Annotated in this window: 23 protein-coding genes and 7 pseudogenes; 8 read left to right on the forward strand and 22 right to left on the reverse strand. The window is 38.4% G+C overall.

Annotated elements, in window-relative coordinates; genetic code table 11:
* Positions 1–328: 328 nt before the first annotated feature.
* The gene (locus BV11031_RS08255) at positions 329–763 is read right to left on the reverse strand and encodes a dUTP diphosphatase (RefSeq protein ID WP_010330753.1); all 435 of its coding nucleotides are present in this window, start codon (positions 761–763) and stop codon (positions 329–331) included.
* A gap of 38 nt (positions 764–801) precedes the next feature.
* Positions 802–1,098: pseudogene (locus tag BV11031_RS08260) on the reverse strand (DUF2691 family protein); the annotation flags it as partial.
* A 429-nt stretch (positions 1,099–1,527) separates the two neighbouring features.
* On the opposite strand from BV11031_RS08260, the gene alr reads away from it, so the two are divergent.
* Positions 1,528–2,712, forward strand: coding sequence for an alanine racemase (gene alr, locus BV11031_RS08265; protein WP_010330755.1), 1,185 nt, complete (start codon positions 1,528–1,530; stop codon positions 2,710–2,712).
* A gap of 119 nt (positions 2,713–2,831) precedes the next feature.
* On the opposite strand, the pseudogene BV11031_RS23350 reads toward alr, so the two are convergent.
* From BV11031_RS23350 to xylA, 4 genes and pseudogenes are all read right to left on the reverse strand, one after another.
* Positions 2,832–2,941 (reverse strand): annotated as a pseudogene (locus tag BV11031_RS23350) (hypothetical protein); the annotation flags it as partial.
* Between the two features lie 411 nt (positions 2,942–3,352).
* Positions 3,353–3,574: pseudogene (locus BV11031_RS08275) on the reverse strand (glycoside hydrolase family 11 protein); the annotation flags it as partial.
* Positions 3,575–3,708: 134 nt separating this feature from the next.
* The gene (gene xylB / locus BV11031_RS08280) at positions 3,709–5,208 is read right to left on the reverse strand and encodes a xylulokinase (protein ID WP_010330756.1); all 1,500 of its coding nucleotides are present in this window, start codon (positions 5,206–5,208) and stop codon (positions 3,709–3,711) included.
* 161 nt (positions 5,209–5,369) lie between these two features.
* Positions 5,370–6,707: a xylose isomerase gene (gene xylA, locus BV11031_RS08285; RefSeq protein WP_010330757.1), complete on the reverse strand. Its 1,338-nt coding sequence runs from the start codon at positions 6,705–6,707 to the stop codon at positions 5,370–5,372.
* Positions 6,708–6,958: 251 nt separating this feature from the next.
* Here xylA and xylR point away from each other — a divergent pair, with 251 nt between their 5' ends.
* The gene (xylR, locus tag BV11031_RS08290) at positions 6,959–8,110 is read left to right on the forward strand and encodes a transcriptional repressor XylR (protein WP_010330758.1); all 1,152 of its coding nucleotides are present in this window, start codon (positions 6,959–6,961) and stop codon (positions 8,108–8,110) included.
* A 150-nt stretch (positions 8,111–8,260) separates the two neighbouring features.
* Here the strand turns inward: xylR and xynB are convergent, their stop codons facing one another.
* The 4 genes and pseudogenes from xynB to BV11031_RS22905 form a co-directional block, all read right to left on the reverse strand.
* Positions 8,261–9,862 (reverse strand): xylan 1,4-beta-xylosidase, encoded by a 1,602-nt coding sequence (xynB, locus tag BV11031_RS08295; RefSeq protein ID WP_010330759.1) that lies wholly within the window; start codon positions 9,860–9,862, stop codon positions 8,261–8,263.
* Positions 9,863–9,892: 30 nt separating this feature from the next.
* Positions 9,893–11,284, reverse strand: a complete 1,392-nt coding sequence (locus BV11031_RS08300) for an MFS transporter (RefSeq protein ID WP_010330760.1) — start codon at positions 11,282–11,284, stop codon at positions 9,893–9,895.
* Between the two features lie 722 nt (positions 11,285–12,006).
* Positions 12,007–12,462, reverse strand: a complete 456-nt coding sequence (locus BV11031_RS08305) for a hypothetical protein (protein WP_129550723.1) — start codon at positions 12,460–12,462, stop codon at positions 12,007–12,009.
* A pseudogene (locus tag BV11031_RS22905) lies at positions 12,458–12,592 on the reverse strand (hypothetical protein); the annotation flags it as partial. The gene BV11031_RS08305 and the pseudogene BV11031_RS22905, both read right to left, overlap by 5 nt.
* 72 nt (positions 12,593–12,664) lie before the next feature.
* On the opposite strand from BV11031_RS22905, the gene BV11031_RS23355 reads away from it, so the two are divergent.
* Positions 12,665–12,898: a hypothetical protein gene (locus BV11031_RS23355; RefSeq protein ID WP_010328345.1), complete on the forward strand. Its 234-nt coding sequence runs from the start codon at positions 12,665–12,667 to the stop codon at positions 12,896–12,898.
* A gap of 40 nt (positions 12,899–12,938) precedes the next feature.
* Here the strand turns inward: BV11031_RS23355 and BV11031_RS08315 are convergent, their stop codons facing one another.
* From BV11031_RS08315 to BV11031_RS08325, 3 genes and pseudogenes are all read right to left on the reverse strand, one after another.
* Positions 12,939–13,460 (reverse strand): hypothetical protein, encoded by a 522-nt coding sequence (locus tag BV11031_RS08315; protein ID WP_010328346.1) that lies wholly within the window; start codon positions 13,458–13,460, stop codon positions 12,939–12,941.
* Between the two features lie 331 nt (positions 13,461–13,791).
* Positions 13,792–14,484: an HNH endonuclease gene (locus BV11031_RS08320; RefSeq protein ID WP_129550724.1), complete on the reverse strand. Its 693-nt coding sequence runs from the start codon at positions 14,482–14,484 to the stop codon at positions 13,792–13,794.
* 2 nt (positions 14,485–14,486) lie between these two features.
* Positions 14,487–14,704: pseudogene (locus BV11031_RS08325) on the reverse strand (hypothetical protein).
* Between the two features lie 150 nt (positions 14,705–14,854).
* Here BV11031_RS08325 and BV11031_RS08330 point away from each other — a divergent pair.
* A pseudogene (locus BV11031_RS08330) lies at positions 14,855–15,666 on the forward strand (ATP-dependent DNA ligase).
* A 356-nt stretch (positions 15,667–16,022) separates the two neighbouring features.
* On the opposite strand, the gene BV11031_RS22910 reads toward BV11031_RS08330, so the two are convergent.
* From BV11031_RS22910 to BV11031_RS08345, 3 genes are read right to left on the reverse strand one after another with little or no spacing between them, the layout of a single operon-like run.
* Positions 16,023–16,397 carry a Rha family transcriptional regulator gene (locus BV11031_RS22910; RefSeq protein WP_129550725.1) on the reverse strand — a complete coding sequence of 125 codons (375 nt, stop codon included), beginning with the start codon at positions 16,395–16,397 and terminating at the stop codon, positions 16,023–16,025.
* A gap of 16 nt (positions 16,398–16,413) precedes the next feature.
* A complete protein-coding gene (locus BV11031_RS22915; protein ID WP_010328569.1) occupies positions 16,414–16,647 on the reverse strand; it encodes a Rha family transcriptional regulator in 234 nt (77 codons plus the stop codon).
* A 45-nt stretch (positions 16,648–16,692) separates the two neighbouring features.
* Positions 16,693–16,983 (reverse strand): hypothetical protein, encoded by a 291-nt coding sequence (locus tag BV11031_RS08345; protein ID WP_010328570.1) that lies wholly within the window; start codon positions 16,981–16,983, stop codon positions 16,693–16,695.
* 310 nt (positions 16,984–17,293) lie between these two features.
* Here BV11031_RS08345 and BV11031_RS08350 point away from each other — a divergent pair, with 310 nt between their 5' ends.
* The 4 genes from BV11031_RS08350 (at position 17,294) to BV11031_RS22925 (ending at position 19,334) form a co-directional block, all read left to right on the forward strand.
* Positions 17,294–17,926, forward strand: coding sequence for an HNH endonuclease family protein (locus tag BV11031_RS08350; RefSeq protein WP_010328571.1), 633 nt, complete (start codon positions 17,294–17,296; stop codon positions 17,924–17,926).
* A gap of 33 nt (positions 17,927–17,959) precedes the next feature.
* Entirely contained in the window at positions 17,960–18,202 is a 243-nt protein-coding gene (locus tag BV11031_RS08355; RefSeq protein ID WP_010328572.1) for a hypothetical protein, read from the forward strand.
* A gap of 168 nt (positions 18,203–18,370) precedes the next feature.
* Positions 18,371–18,832, forward strand: coding sequence for a response regulator aspartate phosphatase (locus tag BV11031_RS22920; RefSeq protein WP_010328573.1), 462 nt, complete (start codon positions 18,371–18,373; stop codon positions 18,830–18,832).
* Entirely contained in the window at positions 18,819–19,334 is a 516-nt protein-coding gene (locus BV11031_RS22925; RefSeq protein WP_010328574.1) for a tetratricopeptide repeat protein, read from the forward strand. The genes BV11031_RS22920 and BV11031_RS22925 overlap by 14 nt, the downstream gene beginning before the upstream one ends.
* A gap of 150 nt (positions 19,335–19,484) precedes the next feature.
* On the opposite strand, the pseudogene BV11031_RS08365 reads toward BV11031_RS22925, so the two are convergent.
* From BV11031_RS08365 to hflX, 6 genes and pseudogenes are all read right to left on the reverse strand, one after another.
* Positions 19,485–20,124, reverse strand: a pseudogene (locus tag BV11031_RS08365) (T7SS effector LXG polymorphic toxin); the annotation flags it as partial.
* Positions 20,125–20,214: 90 nt separating this feature from the next.
* On the reverse strand, positions 20,215–21,054 hold the full coding sequence (locus BV11031_RS08370; RefSeq protein WP_010328576.1) for an SMI1/KNR4 family protein: 840 nt from the start codon (positions 21,052–21,054) through the stop codon (positions 20,215–20,217).
* A 421-nt stretch (positions 21,055–21,475) separates the two neighbouring features.
* Positions 21,476–22,810 (reverse strand): type I glutamate--ammonia ligase, encoded by a 1,335-nt coding sequence (gene glnA, locus BV11031_RS08375; protein ID WP_010328577.1) that lies wholly within the window; start codon positions 22,808–22,810, stop codon positions 21,476–21,478.
* Positions 22,811–22,868: 58 nt separating this feature from the next.
* Positions 22,869–23,276, reverse strand: a complete 408-nt coding sequence (gene glnR, locus BV11031_RS08380) for a transcriptional repressor GlnR (RefSeq protein ID WP_003238341.1) — start codon at positions 23,274–23,276, stop codon at positions 22,869–22,871.
* A gap of 109 nt (positions 23,277–23,385) precedes the next feature.
* On the reverse strand, positions 23,386–24,651 hold the full coding sequence (locus tag BV11031_RS08385; protein WP_129550726.1) for a methionine gamma-lyase family protein: 1,266 nt from the start codon (positions 24,649–24,651) through the stop codon (positions 23,386–23,388).
* Between the two features lie 16 nt (positions 24,652–24,667).
* Complete coding sequence (hflX, locus tag BV11031_RS08390) at positions 24,668–25,930, reverse strand: GTPase HflX (RefSeq protein ID WP_129550727.1); 1,263 nt, start codon at positions 25,928–25,930, stop codon at positions 24,668–24,670.
* Between the last annotated feature and the right edge of the window lie 33 nt (positions 25,931–25,963).

Consider the following 25,963-nt stretch of genomic DNA (forward strand, 5'->3'; position numbering starts at 1 on the left):
ATCACAAAATGGTAAAATTAATATTAAAAATGTGAATATTCAAGAAAGGAAGCGTTGATATGTATATGAGTATTATCATATTAGCATCTATGCTTTTATGGGGTGCAGTGATCCATGAACTAAATAAACCTTCAAAAACGCAAAGCACCCGAAAAATTGTTTCTTTGACATCTTTAGGTTCTTTATCAACTATAGTTATTACGATTTCACTTTTTCAAAACTTCCCATTTTAACATTATAATACATTATTCATTTTTGAATACGATAAGGTGTGCCTTGGCTAACCTCCATGAATCCTCCTTCAGAAAATCAGCCAAGGTTATTGCTTTTACTTCGTTCCCGTAGAACCGTGTCCGCCTCTATCTACATTACCTAAATGCTCTACTTCAATCAATTCAACTGCTGGCATCTTTTTCATGATTCTGAACTGGCAGATCCGATCTCCTTTTTTCATTTCAGTATCCCGTAACGCATAAGCGGGGAAAAACCAGAAATCGCCGTCACCCTTGTATGACTCATCGATAACACCCATTGAGTTTGTTTGAATAACGCCAAAGTTTTTATATGTACTTGAACGGGGAACGACATGTGCTTCGTAGCCTTCGGGCAATTCCATAGCTACACCTAATGGGACAAGTTTAAATTCACCTTTTTTCATTGCAACATCTTCAGCTGCTCGAAGATCAATCCAATCTCCTTGCTCAATTTTGCTGATTCTTGTTTGTGTTTCATCTAGATATTTGATTTTTATTTGCATTGACATAAGTATGACTCCTTTAGGATTATTTAGTTACCACACGGTAATTTTTCAATGGCATTTCTGTCTTTGCAATATATTTCAACATAGCTGCTATCTGCCAACAATAGGACAAGTTCGCAATCACTGTCAACAAACTCCTCATATGTCTCGACTTGATCAATTGTTTTCCCAAATGGAAATGCTTGCAGATTTGTTTCTAACCGATTCGCAAAGTCAGTCCTTTCAACAATTGCGTAATCATTAAAAAGCTCCTCATTATCTAGCTCTTCGTCTATAACAAAATAGGATTCTCCACTCGTAAGCCACATATAATTAGATATGTCTAACGGCTGAAGCATCTTCCATAGTTAAACACCGTATTCATTCGGTATTTGAAAGTGAACTCCCCTTAACATATATACTCCTCTCTTACAATTACTGCATTGTTAGGCGTTTTACACGAAATCGACTGCCATTTGATCCCGATCTTCTTTCTTCTGAATACTCATTTCATAAATTTTCGCGCCTGTAACAAAAGGGCGCCCCGTATTCTCCTGGTTTTTATCAATAAGAGCCAGTCGTACTCTTTATGGGGGGATTTCCCATTAATGAAATCCTTCTGGAGCCAGCGTCGGCATTGATAAGCACCTTCTTCTCTATCATAGATTTACTATTGAATGATTTCAAATGAAGTTGAATAAAATAAAATTGAACGTATCCAACAATTAACAATTTATGTTATCGCTATATGCGTTTTTTATTATTCCATAAGAAAGAAGGAAACCTTGATGACAAAGCTTTGCCGAGAAGTTTGGATCGAAGTCAATCTTGATGCCATAAAAAAAAACTTGCGAGCGATTCGCCGCCATATTCCTAATAAGAGCAAAATTATGGCTGTCGTAAAAGCAAACGGTTATGGCCATGGATCTGTAGAAGTGGCGCGCCATGCTCTGGAACACGGAGCGAGTGAGCTCGCTGTTGCCAGCGTAGAGGAGGGAATCGTTTTACGAAAAGCGGGCATTACAGCACCTATCCTTGTGCTTGGTTTTACATCCCTTAGTTGTGTGAAAAAATCAGCAGATTGGAATATAGAGTTAACCGCATTCCAGGCTGATTGGATTCAAAACGCGAACAAGATATTGGAAAACGAAGATAGTGCTAATCGATTGGGTATTCATATTAATGTAGACACCGGAATGGGACGATTAGGTGTACGCACAAAAGAAAAACTTTTAGCAGTAGTGAATGCAGTAACAGCAAGTAAATTCCTAAGATGGGCAGGTATCTATACACATTTTTCAACAGCTGATGAACCAGACACTACACTAACCAAGCTGCAGCACGATACCTTTATCAGTTTTCTCAGCTTCTTAAAAAATCAAGAAATTGAATTGCCCACCGTGCATATGAACAATACGGCTGCGGCGATCGCTTTTCCTGAATATAGCGCTGATATGATTCGTTTAGGCATCGGCATGTATGGCTTATACCCTTCAGACTATATTAAACAACTAGGCCTCGTGAAGCTTGAACCTGCATTAAGTTTAAAAGCGCGAATCGCTTATGTAAAAACCATGCGGACAGAACCCCGAACCGTTAGCTATGGGGCTACATATATAGCAGAACCTGACGAAGTCATCGCCACATTGCCGGTCGGGTATGCTGACGGTTATTCTCGCGCCCTTTCCAATCGCGGGTTTGTTCTTCATCGCGGAAGACGAGTGCCAGTTGCGGGGAGAGTAACAATGGATATGATCATGGTCAGTTTAGGAGAGCATGGTGAAGGCAAACAAGGTGAGGAAGTCGTAATTTACGGTCAGCAAAAGGGAGCTGAGATCACCGTTGATGAGGTTGCTGACATGCTTAATACGATTAACTACGAAGTGGTGTCAACATTAAGCCGCCGCATCCCTCGTTTTTATATAAGAGATGGTGAGATTTTCAAGGTATCAACCCCAGTAATGTACGTGTAGGGTTTTCTTGCGTTTTTTGCAAATACGTTATGCTGACCAAGATTCCTCTAACGGGGGAATTTACTTTTCAAACCCCCCCTATAACAGAGAGATGTAATGCGCCGAATTAATGTTTGATATACCTCAAGGACTGATTTTTCATGGTATTTTTATCGTGTCGACAACGAAAATGCTCTTTGCGTTCTTTACATGTACGCCCCTTCGTTTCCGGCATGAATTTCTGCAAAAACCATCACAAAGTTTGATATCCAAAGGAAAAACACTTATCCCAGAACTAAGTTCTCTTCATCTTCGAGGAAATGTTTCCGCTAGGTAAGACCGCTCTCCTTGTCTGATCCCTTGCCTAGTTGTGTGTTTTTTTTGCCTCTGCACGCTTATCTTCTTAAATTTGTTTAAGACATATAACGTCTCATTGATCAAAAGGGATTAGTAGATGTTTTATAATATTCTATATTTTTTACCTGTTTTAGTAACCCCCTTATATAGAGTCAAACATGCTTTTTAAGCTTGTTGAATGATATAGAAACATCATAAAAACACCCCTTACGGTAACGTGAGGGGCTTATTTGTTTCCGTTTTCTTCGTGAACCAAAAATTTAGACGGATACCAAATCAGGTTTGAATCACAAAACAAAATGGATTATCTGCTTTTCCCTCCAATAGCCAGTACATTCGTCGTTACGTTAGCACTGCCATTACTTTGATATCCTCTACCGTAAGCGCGGTTTCATACATCTTTCCTAAGCTTTCCCACTTCTTGAAGTGTTCGCTGACAGATACAGTTCCGCTCGTTCGTTTTGTCTGCCGGACACTCCCATACTGTTTAAATATTGCGAAACCTATACATAGAAGGTTGGTTCATTCATAATTGTTTCATTTGGTACTTACCGTGATGATTTGTTTATCTCATCATCTTTCAAAACAAGGAAACAAATTATATTGTTCTTTCGTTAATCTCCTGACAGAAAATACACTTTTTACGTCCCACACTTCTCATTAGGCTTTTCGAAAGCTCTTCAAAGCCGAATTGAGATCCTTTGTTTGGCTGTAAATTTTCTTATACAAATCAAATAGTGTTTTATATTTTTGAACATTTTGTTCCTTTGGGTAAAATACAGCAGCCTCACGAATGAACTGCTCTGCACATTCTTCAAGGGATTCAAACCACCTACTTCCAAAAGCAGCTAACATAGCGGCCCCCATGGCTGGGCCCTGTTCATTTTCTAACTGAATCACCCTCGCATTGAAAATATCTGCCTGCATTTGAAGCCACGTTTCATTTTTAGCTCCCCCACCGATAGAAACAACAGTATGAATTGATTTTCCCGATTCGCGAAATAGCTCAATTGATTCATGTAAAGAGAATGTGATGCCTTCCATTACTGCCCTCACAAAATGCTCTCTTTTATGAGCTCCATCCATTCCGATAAAACTTCCCCGAATAGAAGAATCCGCATGCGGCGTTCTTTCACCAACCAAATAAGGAGTGTATAATAGTCCATTTGCTCCTATCGGAATGGATTCCATCCCCTGCAGTAATTGCTCAAACGATTCGTTTGGTGCAAACGTTCTTTTAAACCAATCCAAACTGTATCCTGCAGCAAGCGTGACTCCCATCGTATAAAAAGAATCCTTTTTTCCATGATGAAAAAAATGCACTTTCCCTTTAAAATCTCTTTCATTGCCTTCTTCGCAGGAAAGTATGACCCCTGACGTCCCAATACTGCATAGTGTTTTTTCTGATGAGAGGATACCGGCTCCGATAGCACCGCAAGCGTTATCTGCTCCCCCAGCGTACACTTTTGTTTTTTCCAATAGCCCCGTCTCCGCCGCAACGTTGGGAAGCAGCGACCCTACACATTCATGAGATTCAACAAGCGGAGGACAAATAGCTGCAGAAATACCAAATTGGTTGCAAATATCATCACTCCACTCCCTGCGAGTCATATGTAAAAGTAAAGTTCCTGCCGCATCGGAGTAGTCGGTGTGAATCGCACCAGTCATACGGAATCTCACATAGTCCTTCGGAAGCAAAAAAACAGCAGTTTTTTTAAAAAGTTCAGGTTCATGTTCCTTCACCCATAGCATTTTTGGTAATGTAAACCCTTCTAGAACACGGTTTTTTGTGATGTCAAGCAGATGATCGCCGCATTCCTCGGTCATCCTCTTACATTGAGGTGTCGTTCTGGTATCATTCCAAAGAATGGCATGACGTAACACCTGTTTATCTTGGTCAAGCAGGACCAACCCATGCATTTGTCCTGAATAGCTTATGCCGTCAATGTCCTTGGCTTCAACGTTAGATATAGAAACCAATTCAGCCAATGCAACAATTGTTTGCTGCACCCAGTCTTCAGGATTTTGCTCACTATATCCCGCCTTCTCTTGAATGAGCGGATAACTTTTGGACGTTTCTGCACAAACCTTGCCGTTTTGATTGACTAAAATCGTTTTAACAGCACTCGTTCCAAGATCTATTCCAATGACATACTTCATGTTTTCACCTCTTACCCTTGTAAAAAAACATTCACTCTAGATAAATGCCCAGTTATAGAAATGACCCGTCATAACAATAAACAATAGTTAAGGAATCATGACGGGTAGTCTCAAGTATTGGCTATCATGCTATACCTTTTTATAGCGGTTCTCTTGATCTGTTATACTTCTAAAATGTATTGGTTCAATACCGCTTTTAATCGCTCCTGTCTTCCTGATTCGTTTTTAATCGCTTTATGATTTAGCGCATATTGCTCAAGAGTATGGAAATTAGCTCTTCCTTCTATAATTTCAAGACCAATTCCTTCAGTAAAGCTGCGATAACGATGTTGAATCACATCATCAAACACACGATCTTCGATTAATTTATGGGCTACTCTCAATCCTCTTGCAAATGCATCCATCCCCGCAATATGGGCATGCACTAAATCATCAGGCTCAAAAGAAGATCTGCTGACCTTCGCGTCAAAGTTTAATCCGCCGCTACCAAGGCCGCCATTTTGCAGGATCTCGTACATTGCTAATGTCGTAGAATATAAATCTGTCGGAAATTCATCCGTGTCCCAGCCTAAAAGAGGATGACCTTGGTTCGCGTCAACAGAGCCAAGCAGACCATGTACTCTTGCTATGCGTAATTCATGTTCAAATGTATGTCCGGCTAATGTGGCATGATTGGCTTCGAGATTTAATTTAAAATGACTGTCTAAGCCATATTGCTTTAAAAAGGCAATGGTTGTTGCTGCATCTGTATCATATTGATGAGTGGTCGGCTCTTTTGGTTTTGGTTCAATCAAAAACTGCCCTGTATACCCGATTTCCTTCGCATAATCCACTGCCATATGCATAAATCTGGCCAAATTATCAAGCTCTAATTTCAAATCGGTATTTAACAGTGTTTCGTATCCTTCACGGCCGCCCCAAAACACATAATTCTCGGCGCCAAGTTCTTTTGCTGTTTCTAGCCCTTTTTTTACTTGTGCTGCAGCATACGCAAACACATCTGCATTGCAGGAAGTCGCGGCACCATGGACGAAACGGGGATTCGTGAACATGTTTGCAGTATTCCATAATAGCTTAACGTTGCTGGTTCTCATGTATTCTTTCAACATGCTCACGATACTGTCTACATTTTGATTCGTCTCTTTTAACGTACTTCCTTCCGGTGCAATATCTCGGTCATGAAAAGCAAAATATGGTGCATCCAGTTTTTCAAACAGCTCAAATGCTGCATCTACTCTCGCCTTGGCCAGATCCATTCCTTTATACTGATCCCACGGTCTTTGCATCGTAGCCGCTCCAAAAACGTCTGTGCCATCAGCGGTAAATGTATGCCAATAAGCAATCGAAAAACGCAAATGCTCTTTCATCGTTTTTCCGCCGATTACTTCTTTAGCATTATAATATTTAAATGCTAAAGGATTAGTGGAGTCTGTCCCTTCGTAAACCACTTTGTTTACGCTTTCAAAATAGTTAACTGAACTAGAATGAGAGTGAACCATGTGATTTCCCCCTTAAAAATAAATTCAGGCGCATTTTATGTCATATGGTAAGCAAGTTATTTATTAGTTTGTTGACTAAACAAACTAACTTATTTTCATCTTATATAACCTCATCCGTATTTTCAATATTTTTTTCGTTTTTTATGAACACATTAGATATAATAAGGGTAAGATTCGATATGTACCATGTTTCATACTGAACACATAAAATGTCAACTTAATTTATAGGTTATACAAATGGAGTGGATGAAGTGGATATCGCAGATCAAACCTTTGTCAAAAAAGTAAATCAAAAATTATTATTAAAAGAAATACTTAAGAACTCACCTATTTCAAGAGCAAAATTATCTGAAAAGACTGGATTAAATAAATCAACTGTTTCATCACAGGTAAACACATTAATGAAAGAAAACCTTGTATTTGAAATCGGCCAGGGCCAATCAAGCGGCGGCAGAAGACCTGTCATGCTTGTTTTTAATCAAAAGGCGGGATACTCCGTAGGGATAGACGTTGGTGTGGATTATATTAATGGCATTTTAACAGACCTTGAAGGGACGATCGTCCTGGATCAACACCATCATTTGGAATGTCATTCTCCAGAAATAACGAAAGACATTCTAGTGAATATGATTCATCACTTTATGACACATATGCCACAATCTCCGTACGGGCTTATTGGTATAGGGATATGCGTTCCTGGGCTCATTGATGAAAATCAAAAAATTGTTTTCACTCCGAACTCCAACTGGAGAAATATTGACTTAAAACCTTTCATTCAAGAGACGTTCAATATTCCTGTTTTTATTGAAAATGAGGCAAATGCCGGTGCATATGGAGAAAAAGTATTCGGTGCTGCAAAAAATCACGAAAACATTATTTATGCAAGTATCAGTACAGGAATAGGGATCGGTGTCATTATCAACAATCATTTATATAGAGGGGTAAGCGGATTTTCTGGAGAAATGGGACATATGACAATAGATTTTAATGGACCTAAATGCAGTTGCGGAAACCGAGGCTGCTGGGAATTGTATGCCTCCGAGAAGGCTTTATTAACAACTCTTCAGACGAAAGAGAAAAAAGTGTCCACTCAAGATATCATAGACCTCGCCCATCTGAATGATATTGGAACTTTAAACGCGCTACAAAATTTTGGATTCTATTTAGGCATAGGCCTTACCAATATTTTAAATACGTTCAACCCACAAGCCATCATTTTAAGAAACAGCATCATCGAATCGCATCCAATGGTTTTACAATCAATTAGAAGTGAAGTGTTATCTAGGGGTTATTCCCAATTTGCCAATAGCTATGAGTTATTGCCATCTTCCTTAGGAAAGAGTGCACCTGCATTAGGAATGTCTTCTATTGTGATTGAACATTTTCTAGATATCGTTACATGATGAATTGTACAATACGCTATGTTCTATGCTCATCTTCGAAGATGAGTTTTTGTTTTGTTGATTTCATGATGAATAAGACCATTTTATTAAGGATACCTTCTCCTATGAAAAAGGAGTTCTTCACTAGAAGTCTCCTTTTTCACGTGTATATTATTTTTCTTTATAACGAAAATATCTAAAGTCGGCCGGAATATGATTTCCACTTGTATCTTGACATTGCATTCCTACAAAAGCACCTGTGAAGAAGCCTCCTCCACGAATATAATCATCTGATAATTTTTTCGATTCCAATGCAATGTCAATTTTTCTCCAATCTTCTTTGTTAAACGAATAGAAATAATAATAGTTTTCCTTTTCAACGCTTACTCTTAGATAGATATACTTTACCTCATGAGGAATCACAATTTTATTTTTCAATGGCTGTGAAAAAGAGAAGTTATCACATATTGTTAATTCAAGAATACGGCCAAGTTCTTCATCATGCGTGACTTGAAGAGCCGTCCAGTTTTCGGTATTGTAGTAGTTCACCAATCCGGCGGCTTGTTGAAAATTCTCCGGGTAAAACTCAACTGCAGTTTCCGCTTCAAAATGGAGACTTTGCCAGCGTCTGGCGACAAATGCCTGAGTAAATGTCGAGGTTAATGATTCATGACCGTATAATCGCAAATGATTTGGCACTTGAGTCAACGAGCCTAATTCATTTGTAAATGGGATCCTTAACGTTTGAAAATGAATATTTAATGTTGGATCTACGAATTCATCAACTTCCGGGCAGGTTGCTGGAAACACCTTTTCTGATACAGCCGGGGCTTCTACCTCCAAGCTTCCTTCTTTTCCACCTGCTACATAAGGCCATTCATCTTTCCAATAGAGTTTTTGAATAGCTGTTTCTCTGCCCAAAGGACAATATCCTCTCTGCTGAAAAATGGAATCATCGTCAGGATGTATGGGACGCCCTGTTAAATGAGCTAAATACCACTCACCTGTATGTGTTTGAACAATGGAGGCATGTCCACATTTTTGCAGCGGATTTTCTGGGTCATGCCACGATGTTAAGAGTGGATTATCGGGATGAACTTCATATGGCCCTTCAATATTTGCAGAACGGGCAATTGTAGCAGCGTGTTCGAACCGTGTTCCTCCTTCTGCAGTTAATAAATAATAATAGTTCCCGATACGATAAAGGTGCGGAGCTTCTGTCAGTTTTCTATCCGTTCCTTTAAATATAACTTTCGGTTTACCAATTAATTTTTGCTCCTTATCAGAATACTCTTGTATGACTATTCCTCCAAATGAATGCCGATCAATACGCTGATCCCATAACATATTTAATAAATATTTTTTCCCATCTGTATCATGAAATAAAGATGCATCAAACCCCGAGCTATTTAATGTAATCGGTTCTCCCCAGTCACCATTAACCGTTTCACAAGTCACCAAATAATTGTGACAATCTTTCCAAGCGCCATCTACGACCTTAACATCCGTATAGACGAGCCAAAACCTTCCGTCGCTATAACTTAAACATGGCGCCCAAACCCCCCCTGAGTTAGGGTTTCCTTTCATGTCTAATTGTGAAACTCTCTGTAATGGATGTGCAACTAAGTGCCAATTCACTAAATCTTTTGAGTGATGTATCTGTACTCCTGGAAACCACTCAAATGTAGATACAGCGATATAATAATCCTCTCCTACCCTACAAATACTTGGATCGGGATTGAATCCTTTAAGTACTGGATTGATAATCTTCATTTGGGACTCCTCCTCAGTTTATTTCCTTTTTTAAGCTTTGAAATCATCAATATGATCCAAATAAACTTTGTCTCTATTCTCTAATTCTCGAAGCATATTTTTATATTTTTTCTCATCTAAGTTATAGAAATGAATATCGATCATGGCTAAAACAAGCAAAATCGCGGGAATAATGGTAGTTGTAATTAAAATGCCCGTTAATGCCTCGGGCGTTTGTGCCTGGTTTGCCACATATCCAAACTTATCAAGAACCAATCCCGGTACGCCCCCTCCCAAGGCCATGCCAAATTTAAAGAAAAACCCGATGATAGCATATATGAGCCCGCCCATTCTTTTCCCAGTCCTATACTCGCCATATTCTATTGTTTCAGGAATGAGCGCCCACATATATCCCCCGGCAGTGAGGCTTCCAGCAGCAGCGATTAATCGAAAGAAGAGTATGAGGTATATATTACTTGGCGGAACAAACAGTAAAGCTAGGAGGCCGATTATATTCAGTAATAATGCATAGTTTAGTAATTTCTTCTTCCCCAATCGCTGATGAAGCTTTGGAATAAAAGGTAAAATGACCAATGCAGGCAAGCTTCCTATCAAACCGTACCACTTCACTAAATCCTCTCTTCCTAAGTTATACGTCACGTAATAAATGCCTACTGAATTACTGATTGAATTCACTCCGAAAATGATAATAAAGAAAATACTTAATACAACAAGGGGACGATTCACATGAAATTGCTCAAATATATCGGAAAATTTAATTTTTTCGTCAGATTTTTGAAGAGTGACACGCTCTTTTGTGCTTTTAAAACAAAAGATTAAAAGGAACGCGCCTATCATACCCAAAATACCCATGGTTAGTTGCCAGCCAAGAGATTCGTTACCGGAAATATCGCTTAAATAGGCAGCCAGTAAGGGAACAAAAAAAGCAACGACAAGTCCTCCAAGATTTGCAAATAGCATGCGAACGGATGTTATGCTAACAACTTCTTGATTATTTCTAGTCATTGCAGAAGTTAACGCGCCATATGGAACGTTTATCATTGTATATGTAAGCGACAAGCCAACATAGGTGATATAGGCATATATTAATTTCCCCATATCCGAAAAATCTGGAGTTGTAAAACAGAGTATGGCCAGTATGACAAATGGGAAAGCTCCGAATAATAGATACGGTCTAAAGCGTCCAAATCTGCTGTTCGTTCTGTCTACTATTGTTCCAATAAAAGGATCAGCGAGAGCGTCAATTATTCTAACCACTAAAAACATCGTGCCGGCTGTTGCCGCCGATAAACCAAATACATCTGTATAGAAGAACAAAAGATAAGTAGACACCGTTGCATAAATTAAATTACATGCGAAATCCCCGGACGCATATCCAACTTTTTCAACCATCCTAATCTTCTTTACATTTTCACTGAGCATGATTACTCCCCTTTTCGATCCTTTAATATGGAACAGTAAGAAATGGAAAAATCTCTTCAGACTTATGCCCAGTGTTTATAAAAGCGCTTTCAAAAAGGTGTTGAAAATCTTAGTGGTTACTTTACTGAGCATTATCATCCTCTAAATCGTGATCAGCAAGCAGTACATTCATCTGTTGGTCGTCGAGCCTCTCCCCCTTTTAATCCGTATTGAATAAGAACTTATCTTATGGACAACTGTAAGTTCATTTCATTAGTTTGTTGATCAAACAAACTAACTTGGTTTAATATTATAAAATCCTTTCAGCTTTTTCAACGTTTTTTTCAGATAAATCAAATTGCGCTGAGATAAATCTTGATTTGGGGCTTGTTTTTTTATATCGTTTCTCAATATGTAAGAAACCTCATCATCAATTCATGTATTTTTGTTGTTTACTAAAGGAATTGGTAAGCGGGAAGTAGAGTTTGGTACATATGATCGCAGAGATAATTGGAAGGCTGTTAGCTACCGCTTATGTCAAGTCTGTTGACGGGTATCTGAATAATGGCCGAGGAGCTAATCACAGGGTTAAACAGAAACACACAATGGTTTAAATCAGGTAAGCACCAAGTGCAAAATAAAAGAAACCGAAGTTCGTCCTCCCCAACATCAACTGAGTAACACAAACGTTTACACATTGTATTGAGATAGGAAGAACTATCCGATTGGCTATCCAAAATGAACTAATGTTTGTCGTGCAGAAAAAATATCAGGGCCTCTTCCATTTCCTTTTCTAAGTCATTATTATTTAAATCGAATAATGTTCCACAACCGCTTCCTATAAATCCACCGTAGTAATACCATAAATCAATTGTAAAAGCGTCTACATCTTCATTGGCAGTTACAGTTCCAAAATGAATTGTGACTTGGGAACGGTATTCTTTTTCCAAGCACCTCTCAGCTGTTAAATCACTTATCACATCTCCATCTATATCTCTACAAATTTTAATGCTGAGGTTACGTTTGCCATGACCTTCAAAAACATCTGTATATTTACGCTGCAATTTTTCTCCCACTACTTCCCCTAAGTCTTCCAACGCAGATATTTTTTGTTTTAATTCTAGATTTATATCCTTCTCTAGAATATGCAAATAGCCATCAGCGTCTGGACTATGATTTTTCTGTATCTTGAATCGCATATTGTTCGTTCTTGTCTCTAAGTAGTTCGAAATTAATGAACGGTATGTATAAATCTTTGTTTGATAAATTTAATTTGTTTCTAAAGTATTTAATCGCTTCATCCTGTTCTTTAGAAATAATGTTTGGCATTTTTTCAATCTCCTTTTTGTATAATGTTTTAATACACACTGAATTGGGTAAAAATCTGTAGAGGTGATTTCTTTGAATAATGAACATAAAGTTACTCATTACTCTTCATTTGTTTTTTCAACAATTATGGTTTTGCTGGTTGCTATCTTTCCACAATACACTTCTTGGTTTGTAACACTTTTCTTCCTTGGTTTTGCACTTATCTATACATTCCAAAAACATAAAACAAGCTCTTCAAAAACAATTTCTTATACTTCGTATTTTTTATTTATCGTTTCATTGACTTACACTTTAGTCAATATGTAATATTAATCCTCCCTTTCTGGGAGGATTTTTTTGTTTAAACTTATTTATCAGCAGCTTTTGGGCCACCTCTATCTGTAATGATAAAGCTATCTGAGCTAATTTTTTTCTTGCGATCTTTGTCTTCATAAATTGTAACATTGTGGCGTGTCATTAGTGTCGCCCCGGCCATTTTAAACTCTTTACGATCTTTAAAATAAACAACAGGATATTCACCTAAAATAACCATATTGGCTAAACCCGCTAAGTAAGATGACCATCCCCCTGAAGGAAGATTTAATGCAAATCCTAGTGTCTGAACAACTGCAGCTAAAGAATATTTTTCGAATTTTGTGCTTCCGTACTCGGTTCCAGCTGATTCCCAGTCATCAGCAGTTGGTTTACTGTTTTGACTGTTAAGCACTGAGGCTGTTTTAAGTACATTAACTGGTTGATTAACACTTAATGTAGTTGTTTGGTTTTTTCTGGATTCTTCTTTAGCTTCCGCCCCAGTCGCAAAAGGAGAAAGCAACCCGCCAATGGACAACATTCCAACAATACCAACCTTACAAATCGTAGAGTTCATGGTAATCCTCCTCCAAATGTAAAATTTTGTGTACATTCGGCTATTAACCCATATATATCCATTTAAACTATAAAATAATATTTTTTAACTAATCTGTCATAATTGTTCACTCATATAATCAACCCATTCAATAAAAGCATTAATTATAGGTTGTGTATTGCTGTATCTGCTTTTTATTTCCAGACTCATTCTCATTGTATCAACAGACATTGTATGTGCTTTAACTGCCTATTAACATGCTTATTCAGCAACATAACTAAAAAACAAACATTCCCCTGTCTCGATAAAATATCGTTTTTATTGAATGTTTAATTTTATTTTTACTCCAGTGCTATTTTATAATCTTCATTAAGCCATTTGAGTAGTAATCATATCTTTCTAGTCTATAAAATGACTTGTTTAAATACCAGCTATAAAGTGAATTAGTTCCTTTGCTTGAATTGCATGATTTACAAGCAGGAACATTATTACTTAAATCGTTTGCACTACTAGGGTCAACATGGTTTAGATGGAGTTTTTGATTGTTAACTTTAAAATGATCTATCTCCGATAATCTACAATAGGCACAACTGTAGTAAAAATATGATTTACACCTGTCTCTCTCAACCTCAGAAATTTTGTGTTTTTTCTTTTTCCTTTTTAACTGGTAAAACTTTATTTTTTCTTTATTGAACCTTTGGTATTCTTTTATGGAACCGTTTTGAGTTCTCTTCTTCCAAGCTATATTGTTCCGTTCTCTTCCTTTATCACTCTTAGCATATTTTTCTTTCATGATTCTAGAAGATTCTCGATTATTAATAGCCCATTTATGGGCTTTATTGATAGCGCATGATTTGCAATATGGGTATAATCCAACTACGTTATTACTTTTATTTTTATAGTACATATCTGTTAACTGCCAATCATTGCATATTGAACAAAGCTTGTATTCAACTTCATTGATTGTTTTGTGCGTTTTATTGTATTTGTCCTTTTTCCTTTGAATTGCTCTTCTATCTTTCTCTTCTTGTGTTAACCCGATCACTTTTACACTCCTCTAATTTTATTTTTATCCAACAAATCAATTATGTAAGTCTCGTACATGTCATCCCAATAAGGGTCTGTTCTTGCTATGTATTTCTTTACTCTTCCGTTCTCCTCAATCTTAAAGGTTTGTCCCTTTTGAATATCAGTGAACTTTTTTTTCTCCAGATTCCTCTGATTAATATTTCAACTTCTTTAACCTCAACTGTTTGCTGCATCACATTCCTCCTTTTTGATTTTCATGTGTCAACACTGTAGATAACTATACTTTTTAGAATGGTAGCAAAATCGAATCCCATTAAGTACCACCGCCATATCGCTTTATATATCACCTTCGCTTAGCTAATATGTTCTAAGTAGGAGGTGATATTTTGTTTGTATCGCCAATGCTATTGCAATCGATAAAGGAACCATTAGATGACGAGAACTATATCACTAAGCTCAAATTTGATGGAATCAGACTCATCCTTTCTAAATTTGATAATCAGATAAAGCTATATACTCGTCACAACAACAAAGTAACAAGCAAGTTTCCAGAACTCTTGGACTTAGATATTCCAGATGGAACCGTACTCGATGGTGAAGTCATTGTAGCTGCCCCAGATGGTGCTCCTAACTTTGAAGCTGTAATGGAACGTTTTATGTCCAAAAAATCAGTCCACAACATCGTTTACTGTGTCTTTGATGTTATCTACAAAGACGGTCAGTCAATTGCAGCTAAGCCGCTCATCGAACGAAAAACAGTTCTGAACTCACTTGAGCTAAATCATCCTAATATCTTTGTAATTGAAGGAATTCAAGGTAACAGCCTCGCTTACTTCAATCTGGCCAAAGAAAAGAATTTAGAGGGAATCGTACTCAAAAAAGCTGACTCCCCTTATGAGATCATAAACGTTCACATAATTGGCTGAAAGTGATCAATTACGATTACACCGAAGTTCTTATTACCGGCTACACCAAAAAGGATATAAAATTCCTTCTATCCTATCCCGATGGAACTGCAGCTGGATTTATGGAATTCATGCCACATGCAGAACGTGGCAAGTTTCATTCTATGAAACAAGTAAAGTCTGAATCTGATGAATATGTATTTATTGAGCCTATTTTATGTAAGGTTAAGCACAGATTTAAGACTAGGCACGACAAACTTCGCATACCTTCCTTCGAATCCTGGAGAGTATAATTTCTCCGTTACATTAACTCCTTAGCACCAAGTAATTAAAAAGCTAATGAAAATTTAGTACATTGGTCATTTAGTGTTTTCTAACGGAATTATATTCACTTCTCTCTGTACTAGGTGTTTTTGATGGCAACTTGGACATGAAACAGTTGTTACAATTGAAGGTGGATAGAAAATCACTTCATTACAGCTTCTGCAAGTAAAACAATCCTTTTTTCTTACCATAACTAGATCACCCACATCCTATAAAATAAATATTTTATGCAGTTTCTTTTTTGAGAGTCACCTTATACTTCACAGCCATATCTTTAACAATCGCTAAGAAAATCTCTGTAAGCTTTGGATCTTCTACTTTTGTTTTAGACGCTCCCTCTTTTTTTCATGTTATTTCTTTTATTATCAACTCTTCTTTGCAGATTACATTTCCCTCGAGTTTCTAAGGTTTTGTAACTCTCAGACCATACTGCCGAGTGACTTAACCCACTTTCTTTTGCTATTAATCTAATAATTTTGTTGATTTCTTTTCTCCAATTCGACGGATTTAATCCAATCAAATCAAAGATCCTCTTTTGCTCATTTTCAATAACAGTTATTCGTTTTTCTTGTTGTACCATATTATTAACTGTTGCAGCTAAAACCTCTAGCTCTGTTTTTGGCTGCATTAACTCTTTTTCCATTCGATTAAACGCTTTTACATATTGAGGTGAAAAGATAATACCTTTCTCACCAATCATATTATTGGCAACCATTTCACAGCCCATTTTGTAAGAAGATAATGTTTATAACTCTTTCCTGTTCCTGACTGATATGTACTTTAACGAAATATTCGTCAGCCCCCAAAGTTAGGGTTTGACTCAAAACCGTAACGTATCCTTCAATGTCACGAAGTAAATGATCATGACGCTTACCGATCAACTCCGCCACTTCACGACTATCCACCAAAAATTGTCCATCCTGGTCTGTTACTGTTAAGTTATATTCCAATAAAATTCCTCCATTAATTTATTTTCATTAAAAACTATCGTTTATTTAGACTTCATCAGGTTGTCTAATAGTGTCTAACAATTCTTTCTTCTTGAAATATGTCTTTTCCAAACGATTTACTTCCTTTTGCAATTCAGTAGCAGCATCATACTTAAGGATCCATTCTCCTACTCCACAGATTTCTCTTTGTTCTATCTCAAACGTTTTTATGTGATGGCCTTCAAACCAAATCCATACTCTTGTTCCGTTTCCAAATTCATTATTAAAAGCAGCTGCTTTCTCAGTTCCCGCATAAATACGTTTATACTTGCTGTCATCGACTACATAAGTGTTCATTTTACTTTCTCCTTATAGAGTGTATTGAGTGTCTTTAATTGAATCCCAATCAAACGTTTCGAGAATTTTGGACTTATCATCTTACTTGAGATCGCTTTAATCATTGTTTTAGTATCTATTGCGTTAAATTAGACTATATTTCAATATTATTTGATTTGTTCATCTCTGAACCCCATATCCCTCACTTCAATACATATCTCAATAAGGTTTACCAATTATTTACAAAATATTAACCCAAAAAAATCTATGACTGCAATATCATTGTAAGTAGAGCTGATCAACATTTCTATTACGAATAAGGAGGCTTTCTATGTTCAGAAAATCATTATTCTTTATTTTTGCATTGTTAATATCTTTTACTGCATTGCTTTTCGACCTCCAAACAGCATCTGCATTGCCACCAGGTACGCCTTCAAAATTAGAAGCACAATCACAATTAAACTCTTTAACAGTTAAGACCGAAGATCCTATGACTGGCTATTCTCGCGATTTGTTCCCACACTGGAGTAGTCAAGGTAATGGTTGCAATACCCGGCAGCTAGTGCTACAGCGTGACGCTGAATACTACAGCGGGAATTGCCCTGTAACATCCGGTAAATGGTACAGTTACTTCGACGGTGTTACAGTATACTCTCCATCCGAAATTGATATTGATCACATTGTTCCTCTAGCAGAAGCATGGCGTTCAGGAGCTAGAAGTTGGACGACAGAAAAGCGTAAGCAATTCGCTAACGACCTCGATGGTCCTCAACTAATTGCAGTAACTGCTAGTATCAACCGCTCTAAAGGTGACCAAGACCCTTCAACATGGCAACCGCCTCGTGTTGCTGCACGTTGCGGGTACGCTAAGTGGTGGATCAACACTAAGTATCGCTGGGACCTTAGCTTGCAGTCTACTGAGAAATCTTCACTGCAAACCATGCTCAACACTTGCTCATACTAAGTTTAACAGTCATACGCAGAAAGGAGTCAGCTGATGGATAAGAAGTCAACCGTCTTTATTGCAACCCACGGTGTCATGACCAAAGAGGCAGGTGTCATTAGTGGAGAACTCGAACTGATCACTACCTGTGATGACAAAGGAGTTCTCACACTGGCTATTACATATGTAGGAGCCAAGGATTTGTATACTCTTCCAGGTGAAGACTACCGCTTAAATGACCCGTCTGATCACGAAGTCGTCCACCGTATGCTAGCCACTGTGCTTGAGCGTCCTTGACCAAATATCAAGGGCGTTTTTAATGAAACTTATTGCGAATCGGTTGGAGCAATTAATTCCGTCATCCACAGTTGGAGTTAAAATCAATGAGTGGTATAAATACATTCGGATGTTCGCCGTTCCAGATGCAGGATATTAAAAGCAGAGGTTGAAGAAGAAATAAAACATATGAAGGAAGACCAAGACTTATTGCTGTATTATTCTCTCATGTGTTTTCGTCATCAGCTAATGCTCGATTACCTTGAACCTAAGTCCTTGAATAAAGAACGCCCTAAAATTTCAGACTTATTAGAAAAGATTGAAAGCACCCAAACAAAACTTAAAGGTGTTCTTGAATACTACGGGAATTTCTTTAGAGGGATGAATGAATTTGATAAGAAAGAATATATAAAAGCAATAAGGTCTTATAAAATTACTGAGAAAAAGCTCGCTTTAGTAACAGATGAAATTGAACGAGCTGAATTCTATTTCAAAATGGCAGAAGTGTACTATCACATGAAACAAACCCATGTATCAATGCACTATGCTGAAGCAGCCCTTAATATTTATAAAGACCAAAAAACTTATACTGTTCGCCGAATACAATGTGCATTTGTTATAGCAGGTAACTTTGAATTTGGAAAGTCATGAAAAAGCAGTTCCGCATCTTCAAAGAGCCCTAAAAGATTCTAAAGCCATAAACAAGCCCAAACTAATTGGTGCATCACTATACAATTTGGGGAACTGTTATTATAAGATGAAAGAGTATAACAAAGCTTCTGAATATATTGAACAAGCAGTCTCATTGTACGAAAACGATAAAAGTGATCTTCTCCCTCATACGTTATTTACACTGACGCAAATTTACTTCAAAATGAAGGATATTGAAAAAGCCCTTATTCTTTATAAAAAAGGAATCGAGAGAGCACAAAGCATTAACGATGCTGTCTTAGTTGCTGAGTTTAATTACTTAAAGGCTTTATATATCGACTCTATAGATAAACGCACAGTTTTTCAAACTTTTTCTGTACTTAAAGATCATGTTATGTATTCAGATTTAGAGGAATTAGCACTCGACACGGCTAATTATTGTAAGGAGATAGGGCAATTTGAAAACTCGGTGGATGCCCGAATCCAAAATCATCTTCATTAAGAATATCATCATAAATACTAGGTATATCATAAGAAAATACGGTTAGCAGATTTATAGATCTCTTCAACTATGTTTGGTCTAAAAGATTGGGAAAAAGCCAATTGAAAGTGAAAGTGAAATTGATCCTTGTCTCTTAAATCTTACTGATCTGTCACTTTCTCTATACGATTTAGCGTTATAGTGATCGGTGTAGCGTTCTTCCCTTTGCCTGTTGATTCCTGCAGCTTTTTAAAATCTTGTTGAATGAATTGTTCGTTAGGCTCAGTCTCTGCATACTCTGTTTTTAAATCCTCATCAAGTTTGTTTAGCTTATCAAGTGTTTTTTGACGTTTGTCGTCTGTGGAAGATAGTTTGTCTTTGAAGTCTTCTGTTGAGAATATTTCAAGGGGAAGAATATCATTGATGTCGTTTAGAATGTCTTTCATTGCTTTCTTTTGTTCAGACATAATGGACTTTGATATTTTATAAGCGTTTGCCAGCTCGTGTGCTAAGAAGGTTTTTTCTATATAAGCATCCGAAAACTTTGCTTCTTCAAGTTTTGAAGAAATGCTGGCTTAAAAAAGCAATTTTCATATCAATTAAATCAAGCCATTGACCGGTAACACCGACATGATCATGATATAATGCTTTAATATTGTCAGCACCTTTACTTGAAAAATACGCTGTCGCCCAGATCAGCTACATTTTTAATTGCTTTTCTGAGCTTCACCATTTGTGACCTTAGTTCCTTATACTCTTTGGTTCTTCTATCCGCTTCAGAGAGTAATGAATCAGCCTAAAATACCTTCATTTCATTCTATGAAAATTTTACCACAGCCATTTAATTCACATAACAGAAAAACCATCCAAACGTTGACTGCCTTAATGCATAGTGCTTTATTTACATGAAGTCTTTTAGTTGATTTAATATAATCTCAGTATCTTCATTTTTGAACACCCCTAACTTGTGAGCAGCTTCTTGAACCACAGTTTTTAAATTATTCGACTTTATTTGATGTGAGTATGAAGAAACAACTGACATCAACACGTCAGCCAATTCAAAAGCCATGTCACCTTGTGCCTCTATGGAATTATGGTTAATAATGTTCAGCAACCACTTCAGGTCTTCAAAACTTTGGATTGGAAAAAGAGAAATCCTATACATCTCCATAGGATTCTTATTAGCAAGAATTTTTTCGACTTCTTCCTTCTGAATAGCATCTGGATCATTTGGATCAATGCTAGGGATATCATTAAAATTTAAATTTTCGTCTTCTTGAATTTTTTCATATTCATGTGTGTATAGCTTTGATAAAAATTCATCAAATGAACCTGCAATCTTAAAGTCATTATTTAATTCTAGATCAAAGAAATGAACAGGTGGATTTTCATTAGTTAGGCGATAATCTAATGCAACCCCATTGTGTCCATCTCCCTGTATGAACAATAGTTTTTGTGGTAGACCCCACTCTTTTATTAAATAATCACTCTCTAAGATCCCCAAATCTTTTCCTATTCCTCTCATGTGATCAACTTGAATATGGTCGTCTGCCCAAGACGTTATATGCTTTGTTGGGAACGCATTAAAGGTAATCAATCCACCATTTTGTTGAATGATCAATTTTTTATATTCATGGGGCAAATTTACATTCAACTCTTTTTCAATCTTCCTTACTTCGTCTTCACTGATATCCTTTAACCTGAAAGGATCATATTCAATGTTCAGCCAAATGACTCTCATTTTCTCACCTCCTATGGGTTATCTACTAATTACACCCATATAAATACGCTTCTACACCTGTCATGTTTCATAAATCTTGTTCAATGCGTTTAATCGGGATTTTAAAGCGATCAAACATTAATATCATGCCAATCCATGCATTACACTGTACGCTTGCTGCATTATTTATAGACTCAGGCGTAAAAATATATTCAAGTGCGACTAGGTCATTAACCTCCAATGTGTTAATTCCCGTGTAAGTAAAAACTAACCCAAAACCGAATGAAGGATTACGAGAATTAGTCTCGTCACTCATGGAGTAAATTTATAACTTCAAATATTTTTCGTCATTTATTGGCCAACGACCAGAAATGTTTTTCTCCCATTCTATTGACCAAATAAAAAAATCCCCTGACATCAATAGTGCCAAGGGATTGAAAGATTAATACTGAGACATGTACTGTTCGCGCTCCCAAGGGTGAACTTGAGTTCTAAACATATCCCATTCGATTTCTTTTGATTCGATGAAGTGTTCGAATAGGTGCTCGCCCAGCGCTTTGACCATGACTTCGTTTGATTTGAATTCTTCTAGCGCTTCCGCAAGTGTTGCTGGAAGGTCAACGATTCCGTTTTCCATGCGCTCTTCTTTGTTCATCACGTAGATGTTGCGGTCGATTGGAGCTGGCGCTTCCAGTTTGTTTTTGATTCCGTCTAAGCCTGCAGCAAGCAATACGCTGAGTGCAAGGTACGGGTTAGCAGCTGGGTCTACGCTGCGTACTTCAACACGTGTGCTGATGCCGCGGGAAGCCGGGATACGGATAAGCGGGCTTCTGTTTTGCGCGCTCCATGCTACGTAGCAAGGTGCTTCATAACCAGGAACAAGACGTTTGTAAGAGTTTACTGTCGGGTTTGTGACTGCTGTAAAGCTTGTTGCGTGCTTCACGATACCTGCAATGAAGTGTTTCGCTGTTTCACTTAACTGAAGATCAGCGTTTTCGTCATAGAATGAGTTAACGCCATCTTTGAAGAGTGATAGGTTGCAGTGCATACCGGAACCGTTCACACCGAACAACGGTTTTGGCATAAATGTCGCATGCAGGCCGTGTTTGCGGGCAATTGTTTTAACAACTAGCTTAAATGTTTGGATATCATCACATGAACGGACTGCACCAGCATATTTAAAATCGATTTCGTGCTGGCCAGGCGCTACTTCGTGGTGAGACGCTTCGATTTCAAAGCCCATCTCTTCAAGCTCAAGAACGATATCGCGGCGGCAGTTTTCTCCCAAGTCGGTTGGAGCCAAGTCGAAATATCCGCCTTTGTCGTTTAATTCAAGCGTCGGTTCGCCTTTTTCATCTAATTTAAATAAGAAAAATTCTGGCTCAGGCCCGAGGTTAAAATCACTGAAGCCAAGGTCTTCCATTTCTTTCAAAATCCGTTTTAAGTTGTTTCGCGGGTCACCTTCGAAAGGTGTGCCATCTGGATTGTAGATATCACAGATGAAACGTGCTACTTTACCTTTTTCAGCCGTCCATGGGAAGATAACAAATGTATTCAGATCTGGATACAGGTACATGTCTGACTCTTCGATGCGAACGAATCCTTCAATAGAAGAACCGTCAAACATGACTTTATTATCAAGCGCTTTTTCAAGCTGGCTTACAGGAATCTCAACGTTCTTGATTGTTCCAAGAATGTCAGTAAACTGAAGACGGATATACTTCACGTTTTCATCTTTTACTAATTTTACGATATCTTCTCTAGTGTACTTTGCCATTTCGTAAAACTCCTCCTCTTAAAAGGTAAATGTATATAGCAAAACAGTTGCTAACGGATTAATGAAAGAAGCGGGACATGTCGCCTTGGCGGAATGTGTTCCCTCTTTGAAAACGGCCGGCTTGCATGAGCTCGTTTTTCAGGAGCTGTCTTAGTTCGTCATCGGACAGATCATGTTTCATTGGTTTTTTCGTCTTTTCGTTTTGTTTTTGCTCCGGCTCGGCTTCTGCCTTTGCCAGAATTTGTTTAATCCCTGCCATGTTTACACCTTGTTCTATCAGGTGCTTGATTTCTAACAGTTTATCTACATCATGGAACGAAAATAATCGTCTATTCCCTTCGCTTCTCGCTGGGAATATCAGTCCATTTTCCTCATAATATCGAATTTGTCTTGCTGATAACTCCGTTAACTGCATGACAATTCCTATTGGAAATAAAGGCATTGAGCGGCGAATATTATCACTCATCTCAATTTCCTCCTTTTCTTAACTTAGTTTCATTATAGGTGATGTTATATTTTGTGTCAATACGATGTAAGAAATCTTAACATCAAATTCAGTGAAATTTTTAAAAAATTTAAATTAATTGCTTTTCCATGAGTGAATCCACTGCACTGCAGGTGGCATTTTTCACATGCGAATAGGTTAATCCTCCCTGAACATACGCTACATACGGCGGGCGGATAGGGCCATCTGCTGATAATTCGATGCTTGCTCCTTGAATAAATGTGCCTGCTGCCATAATGACATCATCTTCGTATCCCGGCATGTAGGCCGGATAAGGTGTCACGTGTGCATTGATCGGTGATGCATATTGAATCGCCTGGCAAAAGGCAATCATTTTTTCTCTATCAGAAAACTCAACTGATTGAATCAAATCCGTTCTTTTCGCATCCCATTTCGGGTTTGAAGTAAAGCCCAGCTTTTCAAGGAATCTCGCTGTAAACACAGCTCCCTTTAAGCTTTGCGACACAACGTGAGGGGCCAAAAAGAAGCCTTGATACATTTCTTGGAGCGAATAAAGAGATGCCCCTGCTTCCCTGCCGATGCCCGGTGATGTCATACGGTACGAGCAGGCTTCAACCCATTTCGCTTTTCCGACGAGATAGCCTCCTGTTTTCGCAAGCCCGCCGCCGGGATTTTTAATGAGAGATCCCGCCATCAGATCGGCTCCTACATGGCAAGGTTCCAGTTCCTCCACAAATTCTCCGTAACAGTTGTCGACAAATACGATTAGGTTTTCATTGATTTCTTTTACAAAACGGATCATTTCTTCTATTTCGCTGATTAAGAAAGAAGGGCGATTTGCATATCCTTTTGAGCGCTGTATGCCAATTACTTTTGTCTTCGGATTGATCGCAGCGGCGACCTCATCATAGTCTATTTTTCCATCTTCCGTCAGATTAACCGCGTTGTAGCCGATGTGAAAATCCTTTAACGATCCAGCGTTTTCTTCTCCTCTGACGCCCACAATTTCTTCTAGCGTATCATAGGGCTTGCCTGTGATATAAAGAAGCTCGTCCCCCGGTCTGAGAACACCGAACAAAGCAATCGAGATGGCATGTGTGCCTGAGATAATTTGCGGCCTTACAAGACCCGCTTCTCCGCCAAACACATCCGCATAAATGCTTTCAAGCGTGTCCCTCCCGATATCATCATAGCCGTATCCTGTAGACGGCGTAAAATGAGTGTCGCTTACTTTGTGTTTTCTATAGCTTTCAAGCACTCTCCACTCATTACGTTCACTGATTTCTTCTATTTGTTTATGAACACCGGAAATGTCCGCTTCCACTTCCATTGCCGTTTTTTTCAATAATTCTCCGTGTGTTAATGTGTCAAACATGTTTTGTATGTCCTTCCTACATATACTTCTTTAATTCACCGATGATGCTTTGCTCCTCTTGTAGATAGCCTGATATGTCGTATCGTTCATTTTCTTCATCAAAGTAGAAGCGATCAACCATCGTTTCCGATTTGATTCTAGAAAGAAGCTTACCTTCACTTGCCGGCACATGCGCTTCAAAAGACGTTAACAGCTCTTGGCGCAAATAGCGCTGAATCGCTTCTTTAAATGTATCAGCGTCTTCCCCACGCTTCGCACTGACCATAATGTGATCCCTTCCAGCGGACGGTATAAAATCAGGCAGTTTTTGATCACATTTATTGTAGGCTGTCAGCATCGGAATATCATCGGCTTCAAGCTCCTCAAGCAACCGAAGCACCGTTTTTTCGTGTCCTGCGTAATCCTCATTTGAAGAATCAATTAAATGCAGGATCAAATCCGCTTCCTTGACTTCCTCAAGCGTTGACCGAAATGCGGCAATCAGTGTCGTCGGAAGATCCTGAATAAACCCTACTGTATCTGACAGAAGCACGCTGTAACCGCTTGGCAGGACCATTTTTCTGGTCATCGGATCCAATGTGGCAAACAGAAGGTCTTCTTCATAGCTGTCCGAACTTGTCAGCCGGTTGAACCATGTAGATTTCCCCGCGTTTGTATAACCGACAAGCGCGATTTGAAGCACGCCATTTTTCTTTCTTCTCTCACGGTACCGGCTTCTATGGCGAATGACAGTCGAGAGCTGTGTGTTGATTTCATGAATGCGATTTCTGATATGGCGGCGGTCGGTTTCCAGTTTTGTTTCACCGGGACCTCTCGCCCCAATTCCACCGCCTTGCCGGGAGAGATTGATCCCTTGCCCCGTCAGACGCGGCAGTGCATATTGCAGCTGGGCTAGCTCAATCTGGAGTTTGCCTTCTCTCGTTCTCGCCCGTTTTGCGAAAATATCTAAAATCAATTGCGTGCGGTCAATCATCTTCACTTCAATCGCGGTTGCCAATGACTTTAATTGGCTTGGCGACAGCTCATCATTAAAAATAAGGAGATCAGCTTCAAGCTCTTCCACCAATGCCTTCAGCTCTTCTACCTTCCCTTTTCCTATATATGTAGCGGCGTCAGCCCTGTTCCGTTTTTGCGTGACGCTGGTTAATACGGTTCCGTCTGCTGTTTTTGTCAAAGATGCAAGCTCTTCCATAGAATTTTCAAAATGCTCATCCGTGATATGCGGCAGCTGACATCCGACTAAAATGGCTTTTTCCTGTCTTGTTTCCTGTTCGTTCAAATGGATGTTCCTTTCTTTTGCATATTGGGCAGT

The organism is Bacillus vallismortis (genome assembly GCF_004116955.1).
In the GTDB taxonomy this organism is placed as follows: domain Bacteria; phylum Bacillota; class Bacilli; order Bacillales; family Bacillaceae; genus Bacillus; species Bacillus vallismortis.

Coding starts and splice junctions, on each gene's coding strand:
- BV11031_RS08315 (WP_010328346.1), bottom strand. CDS start 13,460: ATGAACTCTACGATTTGTAAGGTTGGTATTGTTGGAATGTTGTCCATT.
- alr (WP_010330755.1), top strand. CDS start 1,528: ATGACAAAGCTTTGCCGAGAAGTTTGGATCGAAGTCAATCTTGATGCC.
- glnR (WP_003238341.1), bottom strand. CDS start 23,276: ATGAGTGATAATATTCGCCGCTCAATGCCTTTATTTCCAATAGGAATT.
- BV11031_RS08255 (WP_010330753.1), bottom strand. CDS start 763: ATGTCAATGCAAATAAAAATCAAATATCTAGATGAAACACAAACAAGA.
- BV11031_RS08385 (WP_129550726.1), bottom strand. CDS start 24,651: ATGTTTGACACATTAACACACGGAGAATTATTGAAAAAAACGGCAATG.
- BV11031_RS22910 (WP_129550725.1), bottom strand. CDS start 16,397: ATGATTGGTGAGAAAGGTATTATCTTTTCACCTCAATATGTAAAAGCG.
- xylA (WP_010330757.1), bottom strand. CDS start 6,707: ATGGTTCACTCTCATTCTAGTTCAGTTAACTATTTTGAAAGCGTAAAC.
- BV11031_RS08305 (WP_129550723.1), bottom strand. CDS start 12,462: ATGCGATTCAAGATACAGAAAAATCATAGTCCAGACGCTGATGGCTAT.
- glnA (WP_010328577.1), bottom strand. CDS start 22,810: ATGGCAAAGTACACTAGAGAAGATATCGTAAAATTAGTAAAAGATGAA.
- BV11031_RS08345 (WP_010328570.1), bottom strand. CDS start 16,983: ATGAACACTTATGTAGTCGATGACAGCAAGTATAAACGTATTTATGCG.
- BV11031_RS08300 (WP_010330760.1), bottom strand. CDS start 11,284: ATGCTCAGTGAAAATGTAAAGAAGATTAGGATGGTTGAAAAAGTTGGA.
- BV11031_RS08350 (WP_010328571.1), top strand. CDS start 17,294: ATGTTCAGAAAATCATTATTCTTTATTTTTGCATTGTTAATATCTTTT.
- BV11031_RS22920 (WP_010328573.1), top strand. CDS start 18,371: ATGAAGGAAGACCAAGACTTATTGCTGTATTATTCTCTCATGTGTTTT.
- BV11031_RS08370 (WP_010328576.1), bottom strand. CDS start 21,054: ATGAGAGTCATTTGGCTGAACATTGAATATGATCCTTTCAGGTTAAAG.
- xynB (WP_010330759.1), bottom strand. CDS start 9,862: ATGAAGATTATCAATCCAGTACTTAAAGGATTCAATCCCGATCCAAGT.
- BV11031_RS08355 (WP_010328572.1), top strand. CDS start 17,960: ATGGATAAGAAGTCAACCGTCTTTATTGCAACCCACGGTGTCATGACC.
- xylB (WP_010330756.1), bottom strand. CDS start 5,208: ATGAAGTATGTCATTGGAATAGATCTTGGAACGAGTGCTGTTAAAACG.